At 32.3% G+C, this 26397-nt stretch carries 19 protein-coding genes; 2 read left to right on the forward strand and 17 right to left on the reverse strand.

The genetic code is table 11. From position 1 onward, the window contains the following. Positions 1-95: 95 nt before the first annotated feature. The 5 genes from lepA to gpr all read right to left on the reverse strand — a co-directional run bounded on the left by lepA (position 96) and on the right by gpr (position 6178). Complete coding sequence (gene lepA / locus BN1075_RS19855; RefSeq protein ID WP_040195039.1) at positions 96-1901, reverse strand: translation elongation factor 4; 1806 nt, start codon at positions 1899-1901, stop codon at positions 96-98. Between the two features lie 257 nt (positions 1902-2158). Continuing rightward, entirely contained in the window at positions 2159-2413 is a 255-nt protein-coding gene (locus BN1075_RS19860) for a hypothetical protein (RefSeq protein ID WP_040195040.1), read from the reverse strand. Positions 2414-2737: 324 nt separating this feature from the next. Continuing rightward, complete coding sequence (locus tag BN1075_RS21020) at positions 2738-3775, reverse strand: stage II sporulation protein P (RefSeq protein WP_052406660.1); 1038 nt, start codon at positions 3773-3775, stop codon at positions 2738-2740. A gap of 219 nt (positions 3776-3994) precedes the next feature. Further along, entirely contained in the window at positions 3995-5023 is a 1029-nt protein-coding gene (locus tag BN1075_RS19870; RefSeq protein ID WP_052406661.1) for a stage II sporulation protein P, read from the reverse strand. Between the two features lie 138 nt (positions 5024-5161). Then, on the reverse strand, positions 5162-6178 hold the full coding sequence (gpr, locus tag BN1075_RS19875; RefSeq protein ID WP_235777842.1) for a GPR endopeptidase: 1017 nt from the start codon (positions 6176-6178) through the stop codon (positions 5162-5164). Between the two features lie 219 nt (positions 6179-6397). Here gpr and rpsT point away from each other — a divergent pair, with 219 nt between their 5' ends. Further along, the gene (gene rpsT, locus BN1075_RS19880; protein WP_040195041.1) at positions 6398-6664 is read left to right on the forward strand and encodes a 30S ribosomal protein S20; all 267 of its coding nucleotides are present in this window, start codon (positions 6398-6400) and stop codon (positions 6662-6664) included. Positions 6665-6898: 234 nt separating this feature from the next. Here rpsT and BN1075_RS19885 read toward each other — a convergent pair whose 3' ends face one another. The 7 genes from BN1075_RS19885 to BN1075_RS19915 form a co-directional block, all read right to left on the reverse strand. Next, a complete protein-coding gene (locus BN1075_RS19885) occupies positions 6899-7861 on the reverse strand; it encodes an anti sigma factor C-terminal domain-containing protein (RefSeq protein ID WP_040195042.1) in 963 nt (320 codons plus the stop codon). Then, on the reverse strand, positions 7845-8360 hold the full coding sequence (locus BN1075_RS19890) for an RNA polymerase sigma factor (RefSeq protein WP_040195043.1): 516 nt from the start codon (positions 8358-8360) through the stop codon (positions 7845-7847). Before BN1075_RS19890 ends, BN1075_RS19885 begins: the two co-directional genes overlap by 17 nt. A 296-nt stretch (positions 8361-8656) precedes the next feature. Then, positions 8657-9685, reverse strand: a complete 1029-nt coding sequence (gene holA / locus BN1075_RS19895) for a DNA polymerase III subunit delta (protein ID WP_040195044.1) — start codon at positions 9683-9685, stop codon at positions 8657-8659. A 59-nt stretch (positions 9686-9744) separates the two neighbouring features. Next, positions 9745-11532: a ComEC/Rec2 family competence protein gene (locus tag BN1075_RS21025; protein WP_052406662.1), complete on the reverse strand. Its 1788-nt coding sequence runs from the start codon at positions 11530-11532 to the stop codon at positions 9745-9747. A gap of 61 nt (positions 11533-11593) precedes the next feature. Further along, positions 11594-14932 carry a BREX system P-loop protein BrxC gene (gene brxC / locus BN1075_RS19905; protein WP_052406663.1) on the reverse strand — a complete coding sequence of 1113 codons (3339 nt, stop codon included), beginning with the start codon at positions 14930-14932 and terminating at the stop codon, positions 11594-11596. Positions 14933-15086: 154 nt separating this feature from the next. Next, positions 15087-15416 carry a hypothetical protein gene (locus BN1075_RS19910; protein WP_197072352.1) on the reverse strand — a complete coding sequence of 110 codons (330 nt, stop codon included), beginning with the start codon at positions 15414-15416 and terminating at the stop codon, positions 15087-15089. A gap of 121 nt (positions 15417-15537) precedes the next feature. Continuing rightward, positions 15538-17598, reverse strand: a complete 2061-nt coding sequence (locus tag BN1075_RS19915; RefSeq protein WP_040195046.1) for an SPFH domain-containing protein — start codon at positions 17596-17598, stop codon at positions 15538-15540. A gap of 727 nt (positions 17599-18325) precedes the next feature. Here BN1075_RS19915 and BN1075_RS19920 point away from each other — a divergent pair. Then, a complete protein-coding gene (locus BN1075_RS19920; protein WP_040195047.1) occupies positions 18326-19171 on the forward strand; it encodes a PIN domain-containing protein in 846 nt (281 codons plus the stop codon). A 24-nt stretch (positions 19172-19195) separates the two neighbouring features. Here the strand turns inward: BN1075_RS19920 and BN1075_RS19925 are convergent, their stop codons facing one another. From BN1075_RS19925 to BN1075_RS19945, 5 genes are read right to left on the reverse strand one after another with little or no spacing between them, the layout of a single operon-like run. Beyond that, positions 19196-19468: a hypothetical protein gene (locus tag BN1075_RS19925; RefSeq protein WP_040195048.1), complete on the reverse strand. Its 273-nt coding sequence runs from the start codon at positions 19466-19468 to the stop codon at positions 19196-19198. A gap of 16 nt (positions 19469-19484) precedes the next feature. Then, a complete protein-coding gene (locus tag BN1075_RS19930) occupies positions 19485-20264 on the reverse strand; it encodes an N-acetylmuramoyl-L-alanine amidase (protein WP_052406664.1) in 780 nt (259 codons plus the stop codon). Positions 20265-20306: 42 nt separating this feature from the next. Next, complete coding sequence (locus tag BN1075_RS19935; RefSeq protein WP_040195049.1) at positions 20307-20648, reverse strand: hypothetical protein; 342 nt, start codon at positions 20646-20648, stop codon at positions 20307-20309. Position 20649: 1 nt separating this feature from the next. After that, positions 20650-23136 (reverse strand): hypothetical protein, encoded by a 2487-nt coding sequence (locus BN1075_RS19940; protein WP_040195050.1) that lies wholly within the window; start codon positions 23134-23136, stop codon positions 20650-20652. Positions 23137-23148: 12 nt separating this feature from the next. Next, positions 23149-26388 (reverse strand): coiled-coil domain-containing protein, encoded by a 3240-nt coding sequence (locus tag BN1075_RS19945; RefSeq protein WP_040195051.1) that lies wholly within the window; start codon positions 26386-26388, stop codon positions 23149-23151. Between the last annotated feature and the right edge of the window lie 9 nt (positions 26389-26397).

A 26397-nucleotide genomic window follows, 5' to 3' on the forward strand; every position in this document is an offset into this window, starting at 1 on the left:
GAAAAATCATTCTTCATTCTACACTTTGGCATTCTACACTTTAGCATTCTAAATTCTTAATTTAATAATTATTTCTATATCTATATGCTTCTAAACTAATCAACTTTCAGTACTGCCATGAATGCTTCTTGTGGTACTTCTACACTTCCCACTTGTCTCATTCTCTTCTTACCTTCTTTTTGTTTTTCAAGAAGCTTTTTCTTTCTTGATATATCTCCACCGTAACATTTAGCAAGTACGTCTTTTCTCATAGCTTTAACTGTTTCTCTTGCTATGATTTTAGCTCCTACTGCTGCTTGTATTGGAATCTCAAACATTTGTCTTGGAATTATCTCTTTAAGCTTTTCAGCCATAACTCTTCCCCTATGATAAGCTCTATCAGCTGGAACTATCATAGATAACGCGTCCACGATGTCTCCATTAAGAAGGATGTCAAGCTTAACAAGTTTAGTTTCTTTATAACCTTTAAGCTCATAATCAAAGGATGCATATCCTCTAGTTCTAGATTTTAAAGCATCAAAGAAATCATAAACAATTTCATTTAAAGGAATATCATAGTTAATTACAACCCTTGTTTCCTCGATATACTGCATATCGATAAAGGTTCCTCTCTTCTCTTGACATAACTCCATTATTGCCCCTACATAATCAGAAGGTGCAATGATTGAAGCTTTAACCTCTGGCTCCTCCATATAAGAAATCTCTGATGGATCTGGAAGATTCGTTGGGTTTGTAATTTCTAATAATTCACCATCGGTTTTAGCAACCTTATATATAACGGAAGGCGCAGTTGTGATGATATCAATGTTATATTCTCTTTCAATTCTTTCTTGAATAATCTCCATGTGAAGAAGTCCTAAAAATCCACATCTGAATCCAAAACCTAAAGCTATAGAAGTCTCTGGTTCAAAGGATAAGGCTGCATCATTTAGCTGTAGCTTTTCTAAAGCCTCTTTTAAAGTTTCATATTTAGCGCCATCAACAGGGTAGATACCACTGAATACCATCGGTATAGCAGGTTTATATCCTTCCATAGGAGTTTCTGTTGGTCTTTTAGCCTCTGTAATTGTATCTCCAGCTCTTGCATCCTTAACATTTCTGATTGCTGCAGTTAAATATCCAACATCACCAGCTCTAAGTTCTTCTGTCTTTAATGGACTTGGAGTAAATACCCCTACCTCTGTAACATCATAAACCTTATTAGTATTCATAAACTTAATCTTTGTTCCTGGTTTAACAACACCATCAAAAACTCTTATATAAGTTACAACGCCTTTATATGAGTCATAGTAAGAGTCAAATATTAACGCCTTTAAAGGTGCTTCCTCATCTCCGCTTGGTGCAGGAACCTTATCAATAACAGTTTTAATTACATCTTCAATATTAAGCCCTGTTTTTGCTGATATAAGCGGTGCATCATCAGCAGGAATTCCTATAACGTCTTCTATTTCCTGTTTAACTTCGTCTGGTCTTGCACTTTGAAGGTCAATCTTATTAATTACTGGTGCAATCTCTAAGTCGTGGTCTAAAGCAAGATAACAGTTTGCTAAAGTCTGTGCTTGAATACCTTGAGTTGCATCAACTACAAGAATTGCTCCTTCACAGGCTGCTAAACTTCTTGATACCTCGTAGTTAAAGTCTACGTGTCCTGGGGTATCAATAAGGTTTAATATATACTCTTCGCCATCTTCTGTTTTATGTATAAGTCTGGCTGCTTGAGCCTTAATTGTTATTCCTCTTTCTCTTTCAAGCTCCATGTTATCAAGAACCTGTGCTTCCATTTCTCTTTCTGTAAGCGTTCCTGTTTTTTCAAGAAGTCTATCTGCTAAAGTAGACTTACCGTGATCTATATGAGCTACTATAGAAAAATTTCTAATATGTTTTTGTCTATTAGTTTGCATTAAATTACCCCCGTAAATTTATATTAAGAAACTCCTATTCTCTCTGTTCATAGGAGTAAGTGTGGCCATACAAATCGTAGATTTGCAGCTTCACTTATATTAAACTGATTCTCTAGATTTTACTCTAAGGCTTACTCAGCTAAATTTCTAATTTATTATATTTGCCAATACAAAACAACTTATATAAAATAAATCACAGTAAATTATACCACAAGAGTTTTCATTTATGAAGAACGAAAATAAAAGATTAATTAAATTTAAAATATAGTTTCTACAATAGTATCTATACCATTAAAGAAACTCTCAAAACGCCCTCCACTAAACTTTATTTTAAAATCTCCTGCCTTTAAAGTTAATAAAAGAGGGTCTTTGTCCACGGTTACCTCAAAGGAAGAACTAGGCTTTACAACCTCTGCTAATTCAAAGTTAACTTTAAAAACTCCTATTGTTACTATTAATATTGCTGAAAGTAAAAACCACTTTGCAGAAGAACTTGTTTTACTTTTACTCATAATCCAACCCCATTTCTTACTAAAACTCTGCCTCATTTCATTGGAAGAGTAAGTTTGCATATCTAAATCAAAGATTCTCTTTTCAAAGAAACTCCCCCTTACATGCCTTCGGTGGAGTAAATTCGATTAGCTAAGTCAAAAATATCTAATCTAACTAAAAAAAGCACCTCAAATTAATGATGTACTTTTTTTAATACTTTTATACCGTAAATGACACTACAAATTTTATATTTATTCAGTTAAACTTAAGTAATAGTCTAAGTCTGTGATTTAGCCTGCAGAAATTCAACCTCAAACATCTTTATGCAATAAAGAGAGTCTTCTTCATTTAGAGTTCAAATATCCCCCTATAACCTTACTCATATATACCATAGAATTTTTAGCCTCCTGCAGATTATTAACATCTGCGCCCACTTCCATTAGAATTGCATTATCACTTAGATCCTGATTGTAAAAAGTTATACCTCCATGATTATATGCAATAAGCCCTCTTTCTCCATCTTTAAATAACCCCGGATAAAGATCATTTGCAGTATCAACTATTTCCTGCATTTTAGTTATATGAGCTTCATATCTAGGGTCACGTTTAGTTGTAACAAGTGAAAGTCTGGCTATGTTATTTCCATCTATTGTACCTGTAACACTTGGCTTTGCAGGGCCTCCATCTCTATGCAAATCTATTATAAGATCAAAATCTCCATAACTACTTAAATATTTATTAACCGTATCTCTTGAAGCATAATATGCATTATTATAATCCGCTACATCATGAACTGTTTTATCATGAATTACCGTAAACCCTAACTTTTCAAGTTCTGAAGCCAAAACATCTCCAACTCCAGCAACAGTGCTTTCAAGACCTGAATTTCCTTCTGCATAAGCCTCATTAGTATGAGTATGATAAATTAATATTCGTTTTCTTAAATTACTTGAAGGATCCCCCACAATGCTTACAGGATCTGGCGCCATGCTAATTGAACCATCATTTATTTTAAAAGGGTTAATAACTATATTTTGAACCACATTAGCATGTTCATTTGTATCTGTACTTTCAAGTAGAAAATCTCCCACTGTCAAAAAACTTATCTCATTATTTACTATATTTAATGCATTGATAGAAAATCTTCCAACAAAGCTAGTGTCATCTTTATTTCCTTCAACCTTTAATGCACTTACTGTGGAACCAATAAGTTTAAAAAATAAGTTACTTTTCATGACACTTTCCATAGTTGTATTATTACCATCATCAACTGCAATACCAGGAGTGGAAAACAACATTGAAATTGTCATGGTAATTACAACTATACATATCATCACCCTGGCTTTAACCTTACCATATTTAGCTGTCTCTTCGTTTTTCACCTTATCCCCCCTGTTTGTCCACCAAATTTATAAACCAATAAACCTAATGAAAATATATGCTTAAACTAATGAATTTATTACCCCTGAAAGGCTTTCAATATTTCACATTTTCCTAAATACAATTGCAAGGTCCTTTCCCATTGGCACTCTATATCTTGCAAAATGAAAAGAACTACAAACCAAGGTTTTCACTAGTTTATAGTTCTTTAAATAGATTTTTTACTTAGTACTTAAATATTGCGCTATTACTCTACTCATATATACCATAGAGTTTTTAGCCTCTTGAAGTCCATTAACATTTGCTCCAACTTCCATCAGAATAGCATTATCACTTAAATCCTGACTATAATAGGAAATCCCGCTTAAGTAAGTATATAAATACTTAGTTCTTAATAGTCCTGGATACATATCGTTAGCTATTGATGCAATTTGTTCTATATTTGCCATATGTGCATTGTACCTTGGATCTTGCTCAGTTGTTACAAACATTATTTTTGCAACATTATTACCTTCAATTTGTCCTGTAATACTTTCCTTCGATGGACCTGAATCTCTATGCAAGTCAATTATAAGATCAAAATCTCCATAGCTGTTTAGATACTTTGTAAAAGTTTCTCTTGAAGCCTTATATGCATTATTATAATCCGCAACGTCATGAACGGTTTTATCATGTATAACTGTGAAGCCCTGATTTTCAAGTTCATCAGTCAATGTATCTCCTACTGCTGCCACCGTACTTTCAAGACCGGTATTTCCTTCAGCGTAGGCTTCATTGGTATGAGTGTGATAAATCAATATCTTTTTCTTTGAGTTATCCTCTGGGTTACCAATTATGTTAACTGAATTATCTATTTTGTTAATTGATCCATCATTTATTTTAAATGGATTAATTACAATGTTATTAACTGTTTGAGCCTGCTGATTCACATCAGAATTACCCAATGCTAAATTATCGTAATTTAAAAAACTTATTTCCTTATTTACTATCCTCAATGCATTTATTGAAAACTGACCAATAAAGCTTTTATCATCACTATTTTCTTCAACCTTTAATGCACTTACTGTGGAGCCTATAAGCTTCAGAAAAAAATTACTTCTCATTGCGCTTTGAATAGTTGTATCACTACTATTACCTTCTGCAATCCCTGGAGTTGAAAACATCATTGTTACTGTCATAGCAATTACAACTATAAGCAGCATTATCCTTGCCTTAGTCTTTCCCTTTGTAGCATACCTTTTGTTTTTCACTTTATCCCCTCCTGTTTAGTTCATTAAATTTACCACCTGATAAACTTAATTAAAATATATGAGAAGATTTTTAATTTTATTACCCGTCATTATATGCAAGAGGCCTTTTATTGTTCCTTAAAATTTTATGAACAGCTGCTAGTTTAAATAGGTATTGATATCATCTAAAGTTAAAGCCGGCTGCAAAGCAATATTAATTCCATTTGCTATTACCTTAGAAACACTTTCAATAACCTTATCAATTTCTTTAGGGGTTACTACCATACCACCTAAGGTTGGATCTAAAACCTCCCTAATTAAAGACTGTCTTTCATCTCTATCAACTTCCTTAAGCATTTTATAGAAGCCACTGCCTTTAGTCGCAGATTCAATTAAATTATCTAAAACCAAATCTATAGTATCATTAGCCACAGTTCCCGCATCAACAACTGTTGGAACTCCAATTGCAATTACTGGTACACCTAAAGTTTTTTCACTAAGTTCTGCACGTTTGTTTCCAACACCAGCTCCAGGAGCTATTCCTGTATCTCCAATTTGGATTGTTCTGTTTACTCTCTGAGTTCTTCTTGAAGCTAGAGCATCTATACAGATTATTAAGCTTGGTTTTATTCTGTCCACGACACCTCTAACAATCTCACTTGTCTCCATTCCTGTAAGTCCTAATACCCCAGGAGCTAAAGCACATACTGGTCTAACGCCTTCATCTATTTCATCTGGAACATATTCTTTCAAATGTCTGCTCACCATAATTTTTTCTACAACCTGTGGTCCTACAGCATCAGCAGTAATATTCCAGTTTCCAAGACCAACTACTAACGCAGTCTGCTCTTCATTTAAATTAATTAATTTCGAAAGTTCCTTAGCCATTACTTCACTTAATTCAATTATTCTTTGCCCATCATAATATACAAACTCACCAAATTCTAAAGTAATATATGTTCCCTGTGGTTTACCGATTTTCTTTTCACCACTTTCATTCACAATCTTTACAACAGATACTTTAATATTTTTATCTATATATTCATCTCCCTCTATACCATCGATCTCTCCTTCATTAGTTTCATTGTACATTTCTTTTGCTTCTAAGGCTAAATCTGTTCTAACACTATATTCTAAAACACCATTTTCTTCTTGCATTCTATCGCTTCTTTTCATTGATATACCTCATTTCTTTTATATTTAAAAGTACCTAAAGTAACTATACTTAGGTTTTCCCAAAACCTTCTTACTATACTTTATTAATCTTATACTCAAATTCTACTTGAAGTGCTTCTAATTTAATGTTATAATAGCTTTTGTTATATGAAACTCATAAGCAGACTTCCCCAAAGCTGCCACTGAGATATGATAAAACTACAAGGGGGTGAATTAATAATGGCAAACATTAAATCAGCTAAGAAAAGAATAAAAATTACTCAAGCTAAGACTATGAGAAACACAATGTTAAAATCTTCTTTAAAAACAACTATAAAGAAATTCGAAGTTGCTATAGCTAGCAAAGATGCTGCAGTAGCACAAGAGAACTTCAAAAACGTAGTTAAAGCCCTTGATATGGCTGCTTCTAAAGGTATAATACATAAAAACAAAGCAGCTAAGAAGAAATCAAGATTAGCAGCTAAGTTAAACGGATTATCAGCTTAATTAAATATGCCAGTTTAATGCTGGTTATTTAAGTTGAAAGCAAACTCGGTTTGATTTATATAAACCTTCACACTTTGTGTGAAGGTTTTTTGCTAAGCTTCTTTAATTCAAAATGCTCCAATGTAGAATTTAGAATAATGGTAAAAATTCAGCAGCGCTAAACTTCTTTTATTTTACTTTAATAAAAAGAGGAACTCCCTAAGAAGTTCCCACCATAACTCTTCATTTTTCATTTTAATATAACGGATCAACCACAACCCCAATGGATGTTGCTTTTACCATTGGATTTTCTACCAACTGCTTTAACTCCTCTTTCGTTCCTTGAACAATAACCCCTAACACCTCAGCATCCTCCATCTTAGTTTTACCTCTAGCCATAATTTCCTCATAAAGCTTTTGATGTTCTGGCATATAGCTTTTTTCTAAGTTTTCAACTAACGCATCATAATACTGATCATAAGGATTAACCCAAAGCCTATCCTTGTTTGGAATAGATATCCCAATAGCTTCATCTTCTTTAATGCCATTTGCTTTACTATCATAATTAACAACTTCATTTTCATAATGCTTCATTTTTTCTTCTGTAAACTCATTTAACCATACCCAATATATCTTCGCTGGACTTAACTTGTTTTGAATGGTGAATAATTCCGTCATTTTATAGGGTTTATCAAAGGATATAGCCATTTCTATTATCTTATCATCTGGTATTTTATCTATTTCATCAAGATCATTTTGATATTCTACATACTCAATATTAGGATGGAAAAACCTCATCTTTCTGTATCCATTTTCCCATATTGAAACAGGCCATTGACCAGCATCATGATATCCAGCTCCTGTCCCCCTAAAAAAAGCAATTTGAGGTATTAATCCAAAGAATGATACTCTATCTTCTAAAATAACTGGTTTATTTCCTATATTCTTTGTTATCTTATAATTTCCATTCCCGCCTAAAAAAACAATAAAGTCTGTTGACTCACTGATATAACCCCCTGGTACTGAAACACTTACATAAGCTTCAGCAGCCTCATAACTTTTCTTGCTATACTTTATTCCTATAGCTGTATTTATAAAACTTCCTGCAATAAAAACAACTAATGATATACAAATAATTTTTATAGTTGATTTAGCCTTTGCTTTTCTCACTGACTGTTTTAACTTTTTATCATCAAATATATTATCCATATCTTTCATTACTTTTCCTCCACTCTTCTTTAAATTTATTTCTAGCCCTATACAAATAGGTCTTCACAGAGTCCTCATTTATTCCCAACAACAATCCTATTTCTTTATAACTTAGCTCCATATCATACTTCAATATCAATAATGACCTATATTCTTCCTTTAAACCATTAAGTGTCCCTCTTATTTCTTCACTAATTTCTTTACTTAATATTTCACCCTCAACAGTAAATTCTTGAGCTATTTGTTCATAAAAACTTTCTTCATTAATTGATACAGTATTTATTATCTTTTTTCTTTTATTAAAATTTTTATATTTATTAACTGCAACTCTAAACAGCCAGGATGATACATCATTAACCTTAACTCCTTCCAAATATTCAATGGCTTTTATGAAGCTATCATGGACAATATCTTCTGCATCACTTACAGAGCATCCACATTTAATTAAATATAAACTAATTATTTTATATTGTTTTTTATATAAATTTATAATTAAATCCTTGTCCATAATCCCTCCCATTTCTTAAATTAAGGCGCCTTATACTAATAAGACAATTTAGCATCCAAAATGTATACAGTAATTTTAAAAAAATCATACATATTTCCATATACCTTAAAATTAGTTATGTACAACCTTCATTTTTTTCCACTTATACAATTATATATCATTCAATTAATTATTCCCAATGAGTATTCAACCTTAAAATCTATCTTTCTAAAACAATTACCTAACTTATTTGAAATAAAAAAGAAACCCAGCACAGCTGGATTTCTATCTTCACTCTAAATCATTAAATACTTACCCTATTTTTTCATCATGGATCTAACCATCAGCATCTCTACAGCATTTTTTGTATCTACTGACTTGCTTTTAATTTCAACTTCAGTATCTAAACACAATTCTAAATTTCTTCGAAGAGTTTCCTCTGAAAATCTTTTGCTTTGAGACATCATTTTTTCTGCTATATATGGATTCAGCCTGTACTCCTTAACTAAATCATCCTTTTTAGCCCCCTTGCCCATCTTAACTCTAATAGAGAAAAGCAGCTTAAATTGACGCTCAATCATAGCTAGAATTGCATGTGGTTTTTCACCTTTATATACAAGTTCATTTAATGTATCTATGGCACCCTTTATATTTCTATCTGATAAATAGGAAACTAAATTAAATATATCGCTCTCCTTTTCATAAGGAGCCATTTTTATAATATCTTCCTTGGTTATTGATCTATCTCCTGTGTATAAAATCAGCTTTTCAACTTCATTTTCCACTATACTCATGTTATTTTCAATGATGGAGCAGAAATACGAAAGTTCAGCTTTTCCAATGGTTTTGCCTCTTGCATCAAAGAGTTCCTTAACCTTATTCTGAAATCCCATTCCTTTTAATTTATCAACCTTAACAACCTCGCAGGATTTCTCTAATTTTTTAATTCTATTTCCTGGCTTTTCTCTATCATCCTCAAAAACATAGTACATTATAAGGATAGTATATGGTGGAATATTTTTCACATAATCCCTCAAAGGATCAATTTCTTTACCTTTATCTTCTCTATTTTTATCTCTTAGAAAATTAGCTCTATATACTTCTAATACTCTATAATCACTCATAAAGGGTATAGTTTCACAGTTATTAATTACAGTATCAACATCAAGCTTCTCTCCTGACATTCTTGCATAGTTTAAATCTATAAAACCACTGCCTTCCACAGTTATCTTTTTAATTTTTTCAATACATTCTTTTATTAATCCTTCATCGGAGCCACAAAACACATAAAAGTTTTTTAACTTTTTTTGTTTTATATCCTTCTCAAATTGCTCTAGTGTAATCACTGTCTTACCTCCACTCACCTTGGCCCATGTATAATCAATATTAAATAATTATCTTATAGTTAATGGACATAGTGAGGGTAACTTCTTCCCCTTACAATTTTATAGGTTCCAAAATATCGTCCATTAACTGTGTCCTCATTTTTTTCAACTTCTATTATATCATAATTTCCATAAGAAAATACCCCTAAGGCAGATTCAGACTTTTCAGTGTTATTATCCTTTGTTATAAATTTTATTACTTCATTCCTATAATTTAAATACAATTCCAGTTTTCCATTAAGTTTAACCGCTCTAACAATATAATTATTACTTAATGGAATAATTATTTCTTTCTCAAATTCATCATAAATTCTATCTATACTTCCATAGTCTTCATATACATTTCTTAATTTAACTTTTTCAGAACTTATTAAAATATTTTTATCTTGATGTAGAACTTGAATTACATCAGCCTTCTTGCCAGAAATAAAATTTATTTCTGGATACAATATATAGCTTTCCTTTATAACTAGAACCATGAGAATTATAGGGAAAAACTTCAAAGATTTAACCCCAGCTTTTATTAATTCATAGCTTAAATATAAAAATAAAATTATTACGCCCTGAAGATATGTAAATTCCAAAGGGAGAGGAAGCTTATCTACAAGTATCCCTTCTATTCCATTTATTATGGTTAATATTGAAGTAGTAATATATATAATTATATTAAATAACATAGGAATTCTAAAAAAAATCAAAAGCCCCAAACCAGCCACCAATAAATATGTATAAAAGGGAATTAACATCAAATTAGAAATCAAGCCTCCCAAACTCACATTCCTAAAGATAAAAATCATATAAGGAAAAGTTAATACCATTGCACTTAAGGTTAAGCTCAAGGAGGAATTTATTGCTGCAGGAAGTTTATATAACTTTCTTTCAAGCTTCTTATTAAATAAAAGTATACTTAATACGGCCAAAAAGCTAAGAACATAACCAACATCTAAAAAAGCATATGGTCTCATCAAGAGAATTATAAAGGCAGCCAGAGCTAAAGCTGAAATTGGCTCATATCTTCTTTTAACATTTACACTCATAGACATGGTGACTATCATAATAAAAGCTCTCACCGTAGAGGATTTTCCTCCTGTGAAAATTACAAAGACAAGTAGAAGCAACAGTGATATTTTTTTACCTGTAAACTTCTTAAGCAAATTATATATGAGTGCTACATGAAGGCCTGAAACGCTAATAATATGAGAAATTCCAAGAAAGCTGAACTCCTCTCTTTTACTATAATCAATATAACTTGAATCCCCACAGCTTAAAGCAAGTATCACTCCAGCACCTTCTTCATCAATAGCCTTAGACACCTTTTCATAAAGCTCCTGTTTAACCTTATACCCCTTATATATTAAGTCTTCCTTTAAAGGCATAAGACTTTCACCATAGAACTCACCTGAAATCCCCTTAGTATAATCTGGCTTACTTTTAAAGTCTCCATTTATTAAGTATTTTCTACCTATCTGAATTTCCTGCTTATCACCTTGACTTCCTCCAACAAATAACTTAATGGTTTTATTTTTGTGACTTGCAATGTAATATCCTGTTCTCGCAGCTTCAATCCTAACAACTTCAATCTCCTCTGGACTGTCACTATAAAAATAAAGATGACAATTAATAAAAGAAAGCAAAGTAAAGCCCAAAATAACCGCAGTTAAATAAGCTTCAAACCTTGCTTTCATTAAAATTATTAAATATACTATCATCCATGCTGCTGCAATAAACATGCCCATATACGCATTTGCAAAATACAGTATGGATCCTGCTAAAAGTCCCATATAAAGCTGAACCATCGGTCTATCCATAAATATCACCCTTATGGATTATTACCAAATCATTCCTTATAAATTCACAATATCCAATTTTTCACTGAATTAATTGCTTTTTATAAAAACCTGTTTTCCTCTCAACAAGTTTTTCTAAAGCTGCAAGCTTCATAAAACTTGCTTCACCTTCAATTTTAAAAATTAATTTTCCATAAGCTTCAACTACTTCACTTTTCATTGCTTCATTATCCATAAGTTCACTTAATTCCTTTTTACATCGCTCCGAATAAGCTACTACACGTTGAACTTCAGCCTCAATTAATGGCTTCATTTTATGATGATATTCCTTTAAAAGCTCTGGAATCTTTGGAATATCTAAATAAGGCTTTCTATTAAAAAGTATGTGCTTAATCTTCACCATAATTTCATGAACTTCCTCAGATTCAATAAAGTCTTCATCATCATTATAGTTTTTTACTGCTTCAACAGCTTTATCGAAGATAATCCTTTGCTCACCTTTTTCTAATACATTAATTTCTTCAAAACTTCTCCTAAAGTAAAAGCCTTTAACTTCCTCAATTTCATCCATATACTCTTCAAAGTCATCCTGCAAATCATAAACTTCCTTATAAAATTTAAATTCTTCCTTCTGATCTAAAATATCCAAAATAATCTCCTGACCCAAGTCCAAAGTGTTTTTACCTGGATATCCGCTGCCGTTATGAAACTCATAAAGCATATGTTTAATCACATTGAGTTCCTCTTTACATAGTTCTTTAAAGTCTAACATAGCTTTTTCTGAATCAACATTATCTAAAGCCGTATTAAAAAGCTCCTTGGCTATATCCTTTAAAGCTTCAATATATTTTAAACTTATCTTTCCCCTTGGTTTAAAATAAATTTCATTTTCAGATTTTTTATTGATTATAAAATCATTAATATCCGTTCTATTATAATTAAAAGATTCCTCTTCTACGAAAGCTTTAATCTGTTTATCTACTATTAATTCAAGAACTATTCCTTTAATATCAATCTTCTTCCATCCATAAGGCATTTTACTAAATCTTAATAAAACATCGTTTAAAGTAACGGCCTTGCCTCTTAAAGAACTACCTTCTATAAATCCTCTTACTTCTTCTAAGGCTAAATCTCCTGCACTGTTACCTAATTCTACCTTATCTTCACTTAAAATCTTTTGAAGGTCCTGAATTTCATTTCTAAACCTCTTTACATAAGTTAGTTTAAAGTATTCTGTAGTTATCAATGACAGAAAGCCTTCATTGATTTTATCCACTCCATTTTTTTCTCCACCTTGAAGAAGATTTCCTGAAACAAATATTCTTGCTTTCTTTAAAGCTTCCTTTAAAAGTTCTTCTGCTTCTGTACTTATTTCATCCTTTTCTTTTATTTTTCTGAAAGCTGAGGTTTGAAATAACTCACTGTCTCTTCCACCCCATTTTTTTCTTAAATAAAAATCAATCTTTAAAAATCTTTCTACAGCTTCTATACAAGCTATACTCTGGGAAATATCAACTATCACTTCTTTCTCAAGCATTGATATTCTCTTTAACTCACTAACTTCATCTCCCTTTAGATCAAAATCTGAAGTTACAATTCTCACACCAATTTCACTTTTTCTGTTACCAATTATGAAATTATCTATAAATTTATTAAAATCAAACTTATACTCTTGAGAATAAGTATATTTTTGACTTTTATAAATTCTTTGAAAAATAATTTCTCCTATTTTTTTATTTACGTCCTCTTTCTCCACTGATATTTCACTTATTTCTTTATTAATCAGCTGCTCTTCTTTAGTTAAAAACACATATCCCTTGCCACTTTTTTCAACAAAGCCCTCTTCAACTAATGAAGCTAATGCATCTTTAGTTTTTTCTTGAACTTCTTTTTTAGAGTCTCTTAAATTACTTATCATTAATGAAGCAATGTTATCTCCATCTGCCTCTAATGTATTTTCATATTTAATTAAAAACAAAGTTTTTAAAACCTTTAAAGCAAACTCACTAATTGCTTTATTCTTTTCTGCCTCAACTATAACTTCTTTTATCGAAGGATTTAAGTAATTCTCTACAACTCCATAAAAACCATACAGTGGTATAACGGTTCCTATCTCTTCCCTCATAAAGTTAATTGCAGCATTCTGGTAGGCTTCTAATAAGCTTCTCTCGCCCTTTGATATATCCTTTCCTGCAGTTCCATTTGTTCTAATTCCATTTAACATCCTTTGAAGCATATTAAATTGATAATCAACAAAAGGATACGTTCCTGCAAAATCATTAATATCCTTATATCCCTTTAAGCCACTTTTCTTCGGAAATATGATTAAATTTTTTATGTTGGATTCATTTTCTTCATAATACTCTTTCAAATAAATTGCTGATTTTTTATTCTTCTTTAGAAGTCTTTCTTTAATTACTTCATCCGCATTAGTTGAAGACAAGGAAATTTTCGTATTAAATCTTCCAAGAATTTTTGAAAAATCCTTGTTATTTTCATCTACAAAAGAACTTAATTCTTCTTGGGCCGTTACAATAACCCAGCATTTCCCTTGACATTTTACAGCCAGCTCTTCAACCACTGTCTGCAAATTAAGAAGTAATTTAGTGTCCTTCCCCATATACTGGCCGATTTCGTCTACTAAAAATACAACATGATGGTTCTCACCTTTATTTTCACAATACTCCCTTACCTTTGCTGCAAAGTTCTCTATATTTAAATTAAAGTCTTCCTCACATTTTTCACACCATGTTCTTGCAGAAGCTTCACTGATGTCAGCGCTTCTTATTAAAGCTTTGATAACAGAATCCTTTTCAAAATAAAAATTTTCTCTACCTTCCTCCCAACACTTTCCTGAAAACTCCTCAAAAGAATTTTTAAAAATTTCATAAACCTTCTCTTGAATTAATTTTTCTTCTAAGGCTGCAATCCACGGCTTACTTCCACATAAACCCTTCATTTCATTAAAAGCCATGTTAAATACCCTTATAATAGCTTCCTGCTCTTTTGCTTCTTCAACTTTTGCTGCTATATTAAATAAAATTACATCTGTAGAAACCTTTTCTGCAGCCTTCATATTATCTAAAGTACTTTTTTTAAGACCTTTCCCCTTAAAATATGCTAAGACCTTCTTCCCACAGATCTCCTCATTCTTTAATACACACGATAATATTTTTAAAAAATGAGATTTACCACTGCCAAAGAATCCAGAAATCCAGACTGCATTCTTATCAGTGACTCCATTTATCCCCTTTTCATAAGCTTCAAAAAACTTATCTAAATGTTTTTTTATCTCATCAGTTATAACAAATTCTTCAAGTTCCTGCTTTAAATTATATTCATTGCTGTCCCCAGCCTTTATAACACCATTAATTTCTCTATCTATCTTTTTCTGAAAAATCGACTTCAATTTTATACTCATTGCTGCCCCCTATAACCTTCTTATATCGCTACTAAGGTTATTTTATTACTACGTTTATTATTACAATATTATATCATAAACAAATAATTTAATGTAAAGAAAAGGCTCCTTCATTTTTATATAAAAAAAGCATAGAATTTCTTCTACGCTTCTTCTATAGATATAACAAAAATAATAATACTAAAATAAAAATAATAATCAAGGCACCCTTGGCAAAGTTTTTTATATTTAAATTTATATCTGTACATGCCATAATTATAAGTGCAAAAACATTAACAACAGGAATTATTGATAAGAGTATTATCCCAACCCATGCTAATAGAGGAATAACGCCATCTTTTTCTTCCTGCCTAGCTAATTTACGAACATGGAAGTTATCCTTTATACCATAGCTTCCTATTAAATCAATTTGGTTATATCTACTTCCTTTACAACTTCCATTTAAATTAAGCTCTTTATTGTACATCTCCACACCTTCTTCCATAAATTGTAATAATTTTATTATACACCATTTTCCCAAAATATGTAATAAAAAACTTAAATTTTACTTATTGTAAACTCTAAGCTTTTATCTTTCAAACTAATTATTTTATACTACTTTATTTTTATATTACTTCTTCTTTCGCTTCAGGTTCCTTAACAGACAATTGAGATAAAATTTCATCTCTTATTCTCTTTATATCCATATCATCTTCACCCATAGATTCCCCTGCACTTACAGTTAATTTTTCACTTAATAAAAGCATAATCAAGGATTCAAAGGCATTACCTCCACCATTCTCTGTAGCACCTGAATTTACTAATGTCTTAGGAACTATATCAACCTTACCTTCCTTAATAGCATTAGTAAAGGAAGTCATTACATCACTTACAACCTTGTATTGGGGTCCGCCATAAGCATTAACCTGCTCTTTAGCTGCAATAGCTTTGGAAATACCTACTCTGGCTTCTCTATCGGCTTCAGCTTCAGCAGTAACTTTAATCTTAAAGGCTTCTGCTTCAGATTGCTTTTTAACTTTATAAGCTTCTGCTTCTGAAAGGTTTTGAATCTTTTCTGCATCCTGCTTAGCTTTCATAAGTTCAGCCTTACCTTGGTTTTCCTGAATTTTAATATTAATATCAGATTCAGTTAAAGTAGTCTGTTGCTTAGCTACTGCTTCTGCTTCTCTTAATTCTTTTTCTTTTTCAGCAGCCTTTTGTTGAGTTTCATAGGTCTCGAGCTGTTCACGAGCAATCTGTCTGCTTCTTAATTGAGTTAAAATCGTTTCTATATTATTATCACTCTTAGAACCACCTGGAGTACCAATCAATACTTCTTCAAGCTCTAAATTATAATGTTCAAACTTACCTTGCATTTCTTTTGAGCTCTGCCCTTGAATTTCATTTCTTTGCTGAATAAGTTCAATTAAAGTTTTTGTTTGTCCTATATTCTTAAAATAAGCAGAAATCATAGGATCTAAAGTTTGGTCAACAAGCATCTTGATATCACCAAAGCGTTGAATTACAAGTGGTGCTTTTCTATAATCTATATGGAATACTACTGATAAAGGAAGACTTGGTTCAAAAGCATCCTTTGTTATAAGGCTAACTTCTTTTAAGTTCTCATCATACTTATGGTTTCCAGTTTGATTGGAAATCCATTTTAAAATAACGTTAGTAGTTGGAACCTTCATAATGTTTCCTGCATAAGTGTTAAATGCATATTTACCTGGCATTAAAGGCTCACTCCACACCCCTCTGCAGCCCTTTGCAACTAATTCACCATGTTTATAATCTAATCCTGAATTATCTTCACCTTTACTTCCTGTATAAGAAACTACAACTCCAACAAATCCTATTGGAATAACAACCTTTGGAATAAATTCCACTGTCATAAATAATCTATTTGCAAAATAGGTTCCGTCTGCTAAAACCTGATACTGTCTTCCTCTAAAGCCTCCAGCTCTTAAGAATGCATCAATATCTTGGAAGTTATTATGGTAATTTGGTTCATCAGCCTTGTCCCCTACAGTAGGACAAATAATACTATCTGACCCTAAAGAAGGACCGTCATGGACGGTTACTATTCCAACTAAGTCACTTGTACCTTCTATGATGATAGGTCTAAATCCATTTCTTTCTGCTATAATTCTAGACATATTTGCGATGTTCTGCTGCTCTAATTTATCCCCAAGTTTTAGGGAATAAGTTTTATTCTCTGTAATTATAACAAAAGCTGCTAGATTGAAAGCATACGTACCCTCTCTTATAATCCCTCTTTGCGGTCCCTTTTGTCCACCATTAGTTAAAAACGCTCGAACATCTTGAAAATTGTTACTTTCATGAACTACTTTAGCTAGTGTCTGTGTAGGCTCAAGCACTTGTCCGTCTCTAGCAAATACATATGCTATCTGCCCTTGCGGAACTGTAATTAAAGGCTCCACATGAACCTTATACATTAAAGGAGTTCTAAAATGTATACCTCCTCTTAATAGTTCTGGTAGATAACCTGCTTTACCATCTAAGCTTATAATCTGCTGATCCAAGCTTCCAGCAGTACTCCACCACTTTTCAACAATTCCAACCTTATCATTTGGAATAATCCTAACACCAAGTATCCATAAAAGTATAATTACACCTAATATTGAAAGAACTACTATGCCAATGGTTGATGAAAGTATTCCCATAAATAATATACCTCCCAAAATATTTATATAACTAAATATATTAAATTTAATTAGAACTATGTGCTTTTTATCATAGTTTTTATTGTCATTTTTATCTTAAAATTGCTTAAATAAAAAGCACTTGATAATAATCCAAGTGCTTATTCTTTAAGGAAATATTAACTTCTACTTTTACCACATTTAAAAACTTTGATTTTCTCCTTAATCAAAAATATAATCAAAAAGCTGTAAAACTCTAATATTAAAATTAGAGTTTTACAGCCTATCAATCTTTTGGCGGGAATATGTGAGAATCGAACTCACCCGTCTGTCCATATGGTTTCGACTGGTTTTGTCGAAAATCCGATATTACTATGTAAGCATTGGTATGACTAGCTTTAAGGCACTTTTTCAAAAACTCGCTAAACCCTTGAAAATGGCTAAAAAAAGGGTGTTTTTTAATAAATAAGCAACCTATAAGCAACCTATAAGCAACCAGAAAAGTACAAATAAACAACCTGGAATTGTATCAGATAAGCAACTAAAATTGATTTTACGCATACCAAGCATATTTACTGGAACAGGTCTTTCTTGTTTTATTATTTTTCTGGTAGGAATGGCCACATAAAAGAAAAAGGAGTAGGGTGGTCTAAACTCTATTCCCTTTATTGTTTTACAATAATTCCATATTATGTTACCATGTATTTATAACTTTTCACATTATTGTATTTATGAAAGGAGTGCCTTTATGTATCATTTAATTCTAGACACTTGTGTTTTGATAAATTTGTGTACTTCACACTCGGATCCGACACCACTTAGTCAACTTAAAGAACTTATAAATTCAAATAAAGTTAAAATATTACTACCCGATATAGTTTCAGATGAATGGACAAATATAAAATTTGAAAAAGTAATTAAACAGGAAACTGCTTCTATAAAAGGAAAATTAAAAAACTTGAAAGAACTTTTAAAAATTTTAAATTACGGAGAATCTGAAGATACCATTAGAACTGTAATTGAAAATGTTACTTCTTCAGAATCAGCTATTATAGCTAAAAATGAATTAAAATGTAAAGAAATGATTAAAAATATAGATTCATTGCTTACCTGTCAATCAACTATAAAAATTTCCCCAACTCAAGAAGTTCATAATCTAATAATTAATAGAGGAATTTCAAAAAAGGCACCTCTCCATAAGAAAAGTAGTATTTCTGATGCATTAATAATTTTTAGCTCTCTTGAATATATAAAAGAACACTCTATACAACATTCAATTTTTGTATCAAATAATACTACTGATTTTTGCGAAAGCTCAAACAATTCCTTGATTCACTCTGACCTACAATCTGAATTTGAATCAAATAACATTCAATTCTTTAATAATATCGAACAAGCTTTAAACACTATTACAGATAATCCTATTTATCATGAAAATATACTAGAGCCTGAAATTAATTCTATGAAATGCTTTAGGTGTGGTGGTCAAATGGACAATGGTTCTTGGTGTAGATCTCAGTACGGTGGATTAACATTCCAATACACTTGCATGCAATGTGGCTTCAGATGTGATACCGGAGAATTTTTTGACTAATACAATCGGAGTAGGTATAATAACCTACTCCGCTTTTTTGTCTTTTATATCATTAAAACTACCTTGTACAAGTCTTACTTCCTCAACTAGCTTGTCCTTAAAGAAAACAAGGCCAGCAATAATTACACCCCATATTATGCCACAGCCTAAGTAATGTCCTAACGCTCCTCCTATTGCAATCATAAGCATAGCTCTATACTGTGCCTTGATTGGAGGTTCCCAGTTGCTAAGAATAAGTCCTACTATAATAAGAACCAATGAAACTTGAATAATTGTTGATGTGATTTGAATGTCCATGATTAAACCTTCTTCCCTATATATCTTGTGTGATGTTTAAATAAGTAGCACTTACCCATCCTATTTTCCATACTTTTAATGGAGCATTATAATAGTAGACTTCTCTCCAGCCATCTGCCTTACCTACTATCTTAACTCTTTCATTAAGATTCAGTTCACCTTGAATGCCATAGTTAGTTCCTGCTCCATTTCTTACATTTAATACAGGAACAGTACAGTAAGCTATGCCTTCTTTTTTGCCTTCTGCTTTGTAAGCTATTCCTAATTGTCTTAATATACCCTTAGCTATTGCCACACCGAATGCTTCTTGCTCTGGTACTGTATCAATAATTTTGTTATCAACTTCATTATCAAGGAATGCACACTCAACAATTACTGCGTCCATATTTGTCTGTCTTATTACTGCATAGTAATCTCTATTATCAGCTCCTCTTCTTTCATATATCTTTACATAGTCTTGTCCAATAGCTTTCATCTCTGAACTTATCCTATTTGAAAGCTCTAGTCCTTTACCTCTGTAAACACTATGGATAACTTCGCCTCTGTCACCCTTACCAGCATTACAATGAATACTAACAAAGTATTGTGATCCACTTCTATTTGCTATGTTTGCTCTCTCATTAAGGTCTACATAAACATCACTTCTTCTAGTCATGACTACTTCTACACCATGCCTTTGAAGTTCCTTTTCGCATTTAAGTGCTACTGTTAAGTTAATAACCTTTTCTACAAGGCTTCTATAAGAAGCTCCACCATCTCTTCCACCATGTCCTGGATCTATTGTTACTCTTGCCATATATATGACCTCCTTTGTATAAATTGATATAAATAAAAAAACCTAGTTTAACTTACTAGGTTTCTCTTCATCATTTTGTGCATCTTTGAAGAAATCTACATGTTCTTTTGCATATTCATAACAAGCAGTTTCTAAATTTTCATAGTTATTACTGTTGAAATAATAATTGTATAACTTATCATTTTCACTACTTGAATCCATTAAGTCATTTACTCCAATGCACTCTATAAAAGCATTGGGATTATTATCTGCAATTTCTTTCGAATTGTATCCCATTAAGGCAAAGTTTACACGTTTCTGCCCTTTATTCTTACAGAACATATCAACTCTCCAATAATTGATAGTTGCTCCTGTGTCTAATGTTTTATTTTTAATTAAAGCCATATTATTTCCACCTTCCTATTGCTATATAAAAATATCCAAAAGCATTATTATTTTGAGTAGACGCACATACATAACTATTGAATCCAGACTTTGTAACCCCTCTTGTCTGGCCAAAACGCAATGCTCCACCATCATTCATTGTTAAAGTAACCATTGGAGTATCAACAAATTCATGTGGGAATATCCAGTTATCTGAGCTCATGAAATACCATCCACCTGATACATTTGCGAAATTACCTTTTGTGTAATTGTAAAGCCTTCTACATATTAATGTTCCATCATAGAACTTAGTCCATTCTCCATTTCCATTTGAACCTTTTTCAATTACATTCTGTCCACCACATCTAAGTCCGCCATTAGCATTAAAATAGTTAGTCATGAATTGATAGTTATTAGCCCATGCTCCAGACTTGTTATAGGTGTGAAGAGATATTCCCTCACCATTTGCTTCCATGTCTATATAAGCAAGATTTGTACCATTCTTCCTTTGGATTGATAGCACTTTCCCATCATTATCATTATTAATTGCTTTAATATTTATCGAATTATTTGCATATATAGCACTATCAGTTGATATGTTGCCAGCTACATCTAAGGTTCCGTCAACACTTACATACTCTCCAAATGTAGCTCCAACTTTAACATTCATAGAGTTAGCTGATAAGTCATGCGTTAATATACTGTTTGCATCAAATAATCCATCTGACCATGTATTCCCTTTAATGTTGAGTACATAACCATCATTAGCCTTAGCTCCACCAAGTCCTAAACCATATCTGTTAACAAAGGCTACAGGAGTATTTTCACCTACTGTTATCTCTCTATCCATTCTTGGAGATAAACCAGTATTATCTCCATAGCTTAAATCGATAGTGTAGCTTTTATTATCTGCAAGTCCAGTAAGCTCTATGATTTGCTCAATCTGTGATCCATCTAATACACCTTGCTGTCCATTGCTACAGTACCAATCTCCTACAGGTTGTACAGTCATTTCTGACCATAGAGATGTACTTGTGCTTATAACTATAGGAACTTTTGCTGTTGTACTTGCTCTTTCAATATTGTTTATCCATAATGAAGGAGCATTATAATAATGAAGTGTTACAGTATCACTTGTCTTTTCAGAGGTATAGCCATAACTTGTCTTTGTTATTACTTTAAAGGATAGTGTTTGCTTAGATGTCTGCTTATCTATATAAACATTCTCATATAGTCTATTTATATCACTTGCTATGGTTACATAAGAGCCAGCTCCGAATCTTCTTTGAACTGTATACGTAACAGCTCCTCCTAAATAATCTGAACCAGCATTCCATTCAAGTTTTATAACTCTGCCACTATCCGGTATGAAGTATTTAACATCATTAACCATTTGAATTGCAGTCGATACATTTTTATCTTTATTTATTACACAACTAGTCGGAGCCTTAGGAGCTGTCCTCATATCTGCATTTAATGATTTAGTGCTGCTTTTTTGCGTTCCATTGCTATTAGTAGTTGTCAGCGTGAATGTTAAAGTACCGTTAAAGTTACTTTTATTTAGTTTGCTGATTATATCACTTCTAAGGATATAAGCTCCAGAGGAAGGAGCTGTATCAACTATGGCTACACTAAGCTTAGATTCTGTAGTAGTGTTTCTATTGATAGTTACACCATCACAGGTTAGTGCATAATTGAATGTAGTGTTACCATTAGTATTCGAAGCTCCACTCCATGTAAATGCTAATGATGATGTTGAGTAGTTAATAGTAGATCCTCCAGCTAGAGTTGCTTGTGTGAACTTATTCTTATAAATAGCTGAACCCCAAAGTATGCTACTAGTTAATCCATAACTATCTTTAGCTTGTACACCATATTCATATTTAGTACCTTCTCCAAAGTTACCTACTGTAGTATCTGTAAAAGTAGTTGCTGGACTTATCTCCCATGAACCATTTGAAGCTCCATTTATCCATCTATGAACTTTAATCTTAGATATATTATTTTCTGCGTCACTGTAGCTCCAGCCATTGATAGTTATAGATGAAGTCTTCTCATTGAAATTATTAGCTACATTGTACTTAACTGAACCCGATATTTTAGGAGCAGTATTATATGAGCTTAGTGTAACTGTATCATATGATAAACTTGCACTATCATTGTATCTACCACTTGCTCCAGAGTTAGACTTAACCCTTAGATAGCAGCTAACTGTACCAGAGCTGTTAGTTAATCCAGTAGGATTGAGGTAGAACTCATAAGAGTGTCTACCTGTACCTTGCCATGTGGGACTATTTTCTTTAAGCCTTATGGTTTGACTAGAATTACCTATAGCTACAGTTGCGTCTAGATAGTAACCGAAGTAGTCATAAGCTGTACTCATATAAGCAGTTACAGTTACTTTATATGAAGCTCTTCCATCGCCCCTACTTGTTTGAACATATGATACATCATAATTAAATGTAGGAGCATTGTAAGGACTGACGTGTTTTCTAGCAAAATCTGCCATAGTTGTTCCTCCTTAGTTTATATAAAAGCCTATGCCAGCTTCTTCTGGTTCATTGCTCTTAATATGTCTTATTTCTATATTATGATTTTTACTGGTTATCTTAGAGGAAACAGAAAGCTCACCTTCTACAGTCACTTTAACATATTCCTTCTTATCTTTTCTTGTAAAGTAAAAGTCACCATCACTACTAGATACACCTTTGCTATCAAAGTTCAAAGTTTCACCATAAAGTTGTTTGATAACATGATGTCCTCCACCATTTCCTACAAGCTCTGTCTGGCCACTATCTTTGATATTTATATTAGTAGTGCTTCCAAAGTAATTTACTTTAGTATTTCTTATATTAAGGTTTCTTTCATCTTTAATGTATTCAATTCTTTTATCTGCACTTGTACCAATTAAGAAGTTAACGTCAAACTGAGCTTCTTCATCAGTCAAAAGTATCTTTTCAATTATGTCATTGTTATCTTTGATACTAACCTTAGCCTTAGTAGTGTTTGTATCTGATATATGAATGTTTCCTATACTAAGCTGTCCAGTAAAAGTTCCACCAAATTCTCCTCTAGTAGCACTTACTGTACCATCTTGATAGACTTTAAAAGGAGCTGTTTCTCTATCTTCATAGGAAGCTCCTGCCCATATTCTTACACTCTTATCAAGGTTTCCATAGTCAGTTATACCAGCCTTAGGAAGTATTATGTTTCCTCTTATTGTAGCTTGGTTGAAGACTGCGTTACCATCTGGAGTAATCTTATATCCAGTTTTTTCAGTAAAATTAGATGATGATAATGTGCCATCTATTAAAGTATCTCCATCTTCTGTTATCTGGAATGTAGGAGTGTTATTTTTATTGTTTACTGTAAGTCCTTTAACCTTTATCTTGTCAGCAGTAACACTTTCGGTTAGGATAGCTCCACCATTAATATAGGTTTTTCCATCAGCAGATCCATTTTTAAATATTTCATCAAAGTCAGATGAAAGTGAGCTAAAGCTTACTGCCCCTTCAAGATCAAGCATATCTCCTTTTATCTTTACATTCGATACAACTAACTGCTTAACATCTATAGTTACTGCTTGTAAGTTTTCTATGAAAGCCTTAAATGCAAATAAGTCCTTTATAATTATCTTATCTGGAGTAATGCTATCATCTTTTATCTTATCTGTGGTAACTGCATCATTCTTGATACCACCTTCATACACACCATAATCAGAATCGAAGATTACATCACCGTTTAAATCTCTAACTATGATTCCATAATGCTTTTGTGCGTCCTCCCCTATCTGTACTCTCACTATAGGAGTTTTATCTCTTATTTGAATTGTGTTACCTTCTATCGACAAGTTACCAGAAGGCGATACAACTCTTACCTTAGATGTATCTAATAAGCCAGATGTAATTTTAAGTGCTGATAAATCTCCAATTCTTGCACTATTGATTACAGCTTCTTCTGCACTAAGGTTAATTGTTTCAATAATATTAGATTTAAGAGTATTGAACTTACCTTCAAGAGCAATAAGTTGTCCTATAGTTGCCTTATCTGCTATTAACTTAGTTATATTAGCTTCAAATGCTTCAAGTTCTTCAGCACTAACTTTGTCTGCGATAAGCTTCTTAATAGTAGCAAGTTCAGCAGTAAGCTTTTCGGTTGTAACCATGTCTGCTAAAAGTTCATTGATAGTAGCCTTATATGCTTCCAGTTCCTCTATAGTTGCCTTCTTAGAAAGCATTACTTTAAATTCTGCTTTCTGTGCTTCAAACTCTTCTGCACTAACTTTTTTAGCAAGCAATTCATTAACTACTGCTTTATATGCTTCTAGCACTTCAACGGTTATTGTTGTAGCTTCTAATTTATCTACTCTGATATTAACTGCGTCTAATTCTTCAATAGAAGCTTTCTTAGCAATCAATTCTTCTAAAGTAGCTTTAACTGCATTAAGCTGTTCAACACTTATCTTCTGTGCAATTAACTCTATAATAGAAGCTTTTTCTGCTTCAAATTCTTCTACAGAAATCTTCTCAGCGATTAATTCTTTAGTCTTAATCTCAAGAGCTTTAAGTGCTTCAATAGTTGCTTTAGTAGCATTTAAGTATTGTATTTCTGCGTCAAGTGCTTCTAATTGTCCTATAGTTGCCTTATCAGCAATAAGCTTCTCAAGTTCTGCTCTAAGTGCAACAAGGTTCTCTATTGTAGCCGAGTTTACAACAAGCTCTTTTAATATGATTTGCTCCGTTACAATGTTTTCTATCTTTTGAGTTATGCTTCCCTTATACTCTGCTTTTTTCTTCTCTGGACTTTTCGCTACACTCATAAGCTCTGCCCCAAAGGAACCAGCATATCTATACTTGACTCTCATTAACGGTAGTTTTACTTTAGAGCCATCTTTTAGCGTAACTGATATGATATCACCTATATCTAGCGAAGGATCTCCTTGCATTTTGAGTGACAATGGATAAAAAGAGAGTGCTTTTAAATCGAATAATATTTCATCAAGCCTTGATTGTGTCATATATGGATTTGTTAGAACCATCTCTATTCCATCTGTAACTGTACCAGAAGCTAGAGCTTCTTCTTCACTTACGGAACAAGTTATCTTCTGAAGCTTATACAATGAATCCTGTTTGACTGGATTTGTGTATCTATCAGTATCAAGTTCATATTTAGCAGCAGACATTTTTAGAAGTTCTATCTTACCAGCTCTATTAAACCTAAAGTTACCTCCACAAAGCGAAGCAATATATCCCATCAGCTCTCTGTAGACCATGCCCTCTGGCTTTGTAACTATAGGGTAGGTAGGTATATTACCATCTATGCTTAACTTAAGCTTAGAAGCTATCTCATTCATCACCTCTGTAGTATTAGAAGGGAAGCTTAGCTCTGAAAAGTAACCAGTATTCAGTTTGTATGTGTAGTCATAACAAGTTATGGTTTTTACTGCTCCTTTTTCTTTTATATCTGCTACATAGAACTTACCCATAGGAATGTTTTCGAGATTTAGTCCGACTTTTACCTTAATAGTTGGTTCAACAGTAAAGCCAGCTCCTATGATTAATGACTTATGAACATTGAAAGTAAGTTTTGGGCAGATAACCTGTCCTATGATAAATTCATCTGCTGGAGCCATATCATATTCAAAGGTTAAGTCTTGAATATATATGTTTTCTACTACCTTACCAGCTATCTTCATTTCTAAGTCAAATTCTCTAATAGCTGACTTAATAGTTTCCTTGTATTCATCTGATGTTATATACATATCCCTACC

The organism is Clostridium culturomicium, assembly GCF_000821305.1.
Taxonomy (GTDB): domain Bacteria; phylum Bacillota; class Clostridia; order Clostridiales; family Clostridiaceae; genus Clostridium_J; species Clostridium_J culturomicium.

Excerpts from the sequence above, each read along its gene's own strand:
- lepA (WP_040195039.1), bottom strand. The coding sequence starts at position 1,901 with ATGCAAACTAATAGACAAAAACATATTAGAAATTTTTCTATAGTAGCT.
- BN1075_RS19860 (WP_040195040.1), bottom strand. The coding sequence starts at position 2,413 with ATGAGTAAAAGTAAAACAAGTTCTTCTGCAAAGTGGTTTTTACTTTCA.
- gpr (WP_235777842.1), bottom strand. The coding sequence starts at position 6,178 with ATGAAAAGAAGCGATAGAATGCAAGAAGAAAATGGTGTTTTAGAATAT.
- rpsT (WP_040195041.1), top strand. The coding sequence starts at position 6,398 with ATGGCAAACATTAAATCAGCTAAGAAAAGAATAAAAATTACTCAAGCT.
- BN1075_RS19885 (WP_040195042.1), bottom strand. The coding sequence starts at position 7,861 with ATGAAAGATATGGATAATATATTTGATGATAAAAAGTTAAAACAGTCA.
- BN1075_RS19890 (WP_040195043.1), bottom strand. The coding sequence starts at position 8,360 with ATGGACAAGGATTTAATTATAAATTTATATAAAAAACAATATAAAATA.
- BN1075_RS21025 (WP_052406662.1), bottom strand. The coding sequence starts at position 11,532 with ATGGATAGACCGATGGTTCAGCTTTATATGGGACTTTTAGCAGGATCC.
- brxC (WP_052406663.1), bottom strand. The coding sequence starts at position 14,932 with ATGAGTATAAAATTGAAGTCGATTTTTCAGAAAAAGATAGATAGAGAA.
- BN1075_RS19910 (WP_197072352.1), bottom strand. The coding sequence starts at position 15,416 with ATGGAAGAAGGTGTGGAGATGTACAATAAAGAGCTTAATTTAAATGGA.
- BN1075_RS19915 (WP_040195046.1), bottom strand. The coding sequence starts at position 17,598 with ATGGGAATACTTTCATCAACCATTGGCATAGTAGTTCTTTCAATATTA.
- BN1075_RS19920 (WP_040195047.1), top strand. The coding sequence starts at position 18,326 with ATGTATCATTTAATTCTAGACACTTGTGTTTTGATAAATTTGTGTACT.
- BN1075_RS19925 (WP_040195048.1), bottom strand. The coding sequence starts at position 19,468 with ATGGACATTCAAATCACATCAACAATTATTCAAGTTTCATTGGTTCTT.
- BN1075_RS19930 (WP_052406664.1), bottom strand. The coding sequence starts at position 20,264 with ATGGCAAGAGTAACAATAGATCCAGGACATGGTGGAAGAGATGGTGGA.
- BN1075_RS19935 (WP_040195049.1), bottom strand. The coding sequence starts at position 20,648 with ATGGCTTTAATTAAAAATAAAACATTAGACACAGGAGCAACTATCAAT.
- BN1075_RS19940 (WP_040195050.1), bottom strand. The coding sequence starts at position 23,136 with ATGGCAGATTTTGCTAGAAAACACGTCAGTCCTTACAATGCTCCTACA.
- BN1075_RS19945 (WP_040195051.1), bottom strand. The coding sequence starts at position 26,388 with ATGTATATAACATCAGATGAATACAAGGAAACTATTAAGTCAGCTATT.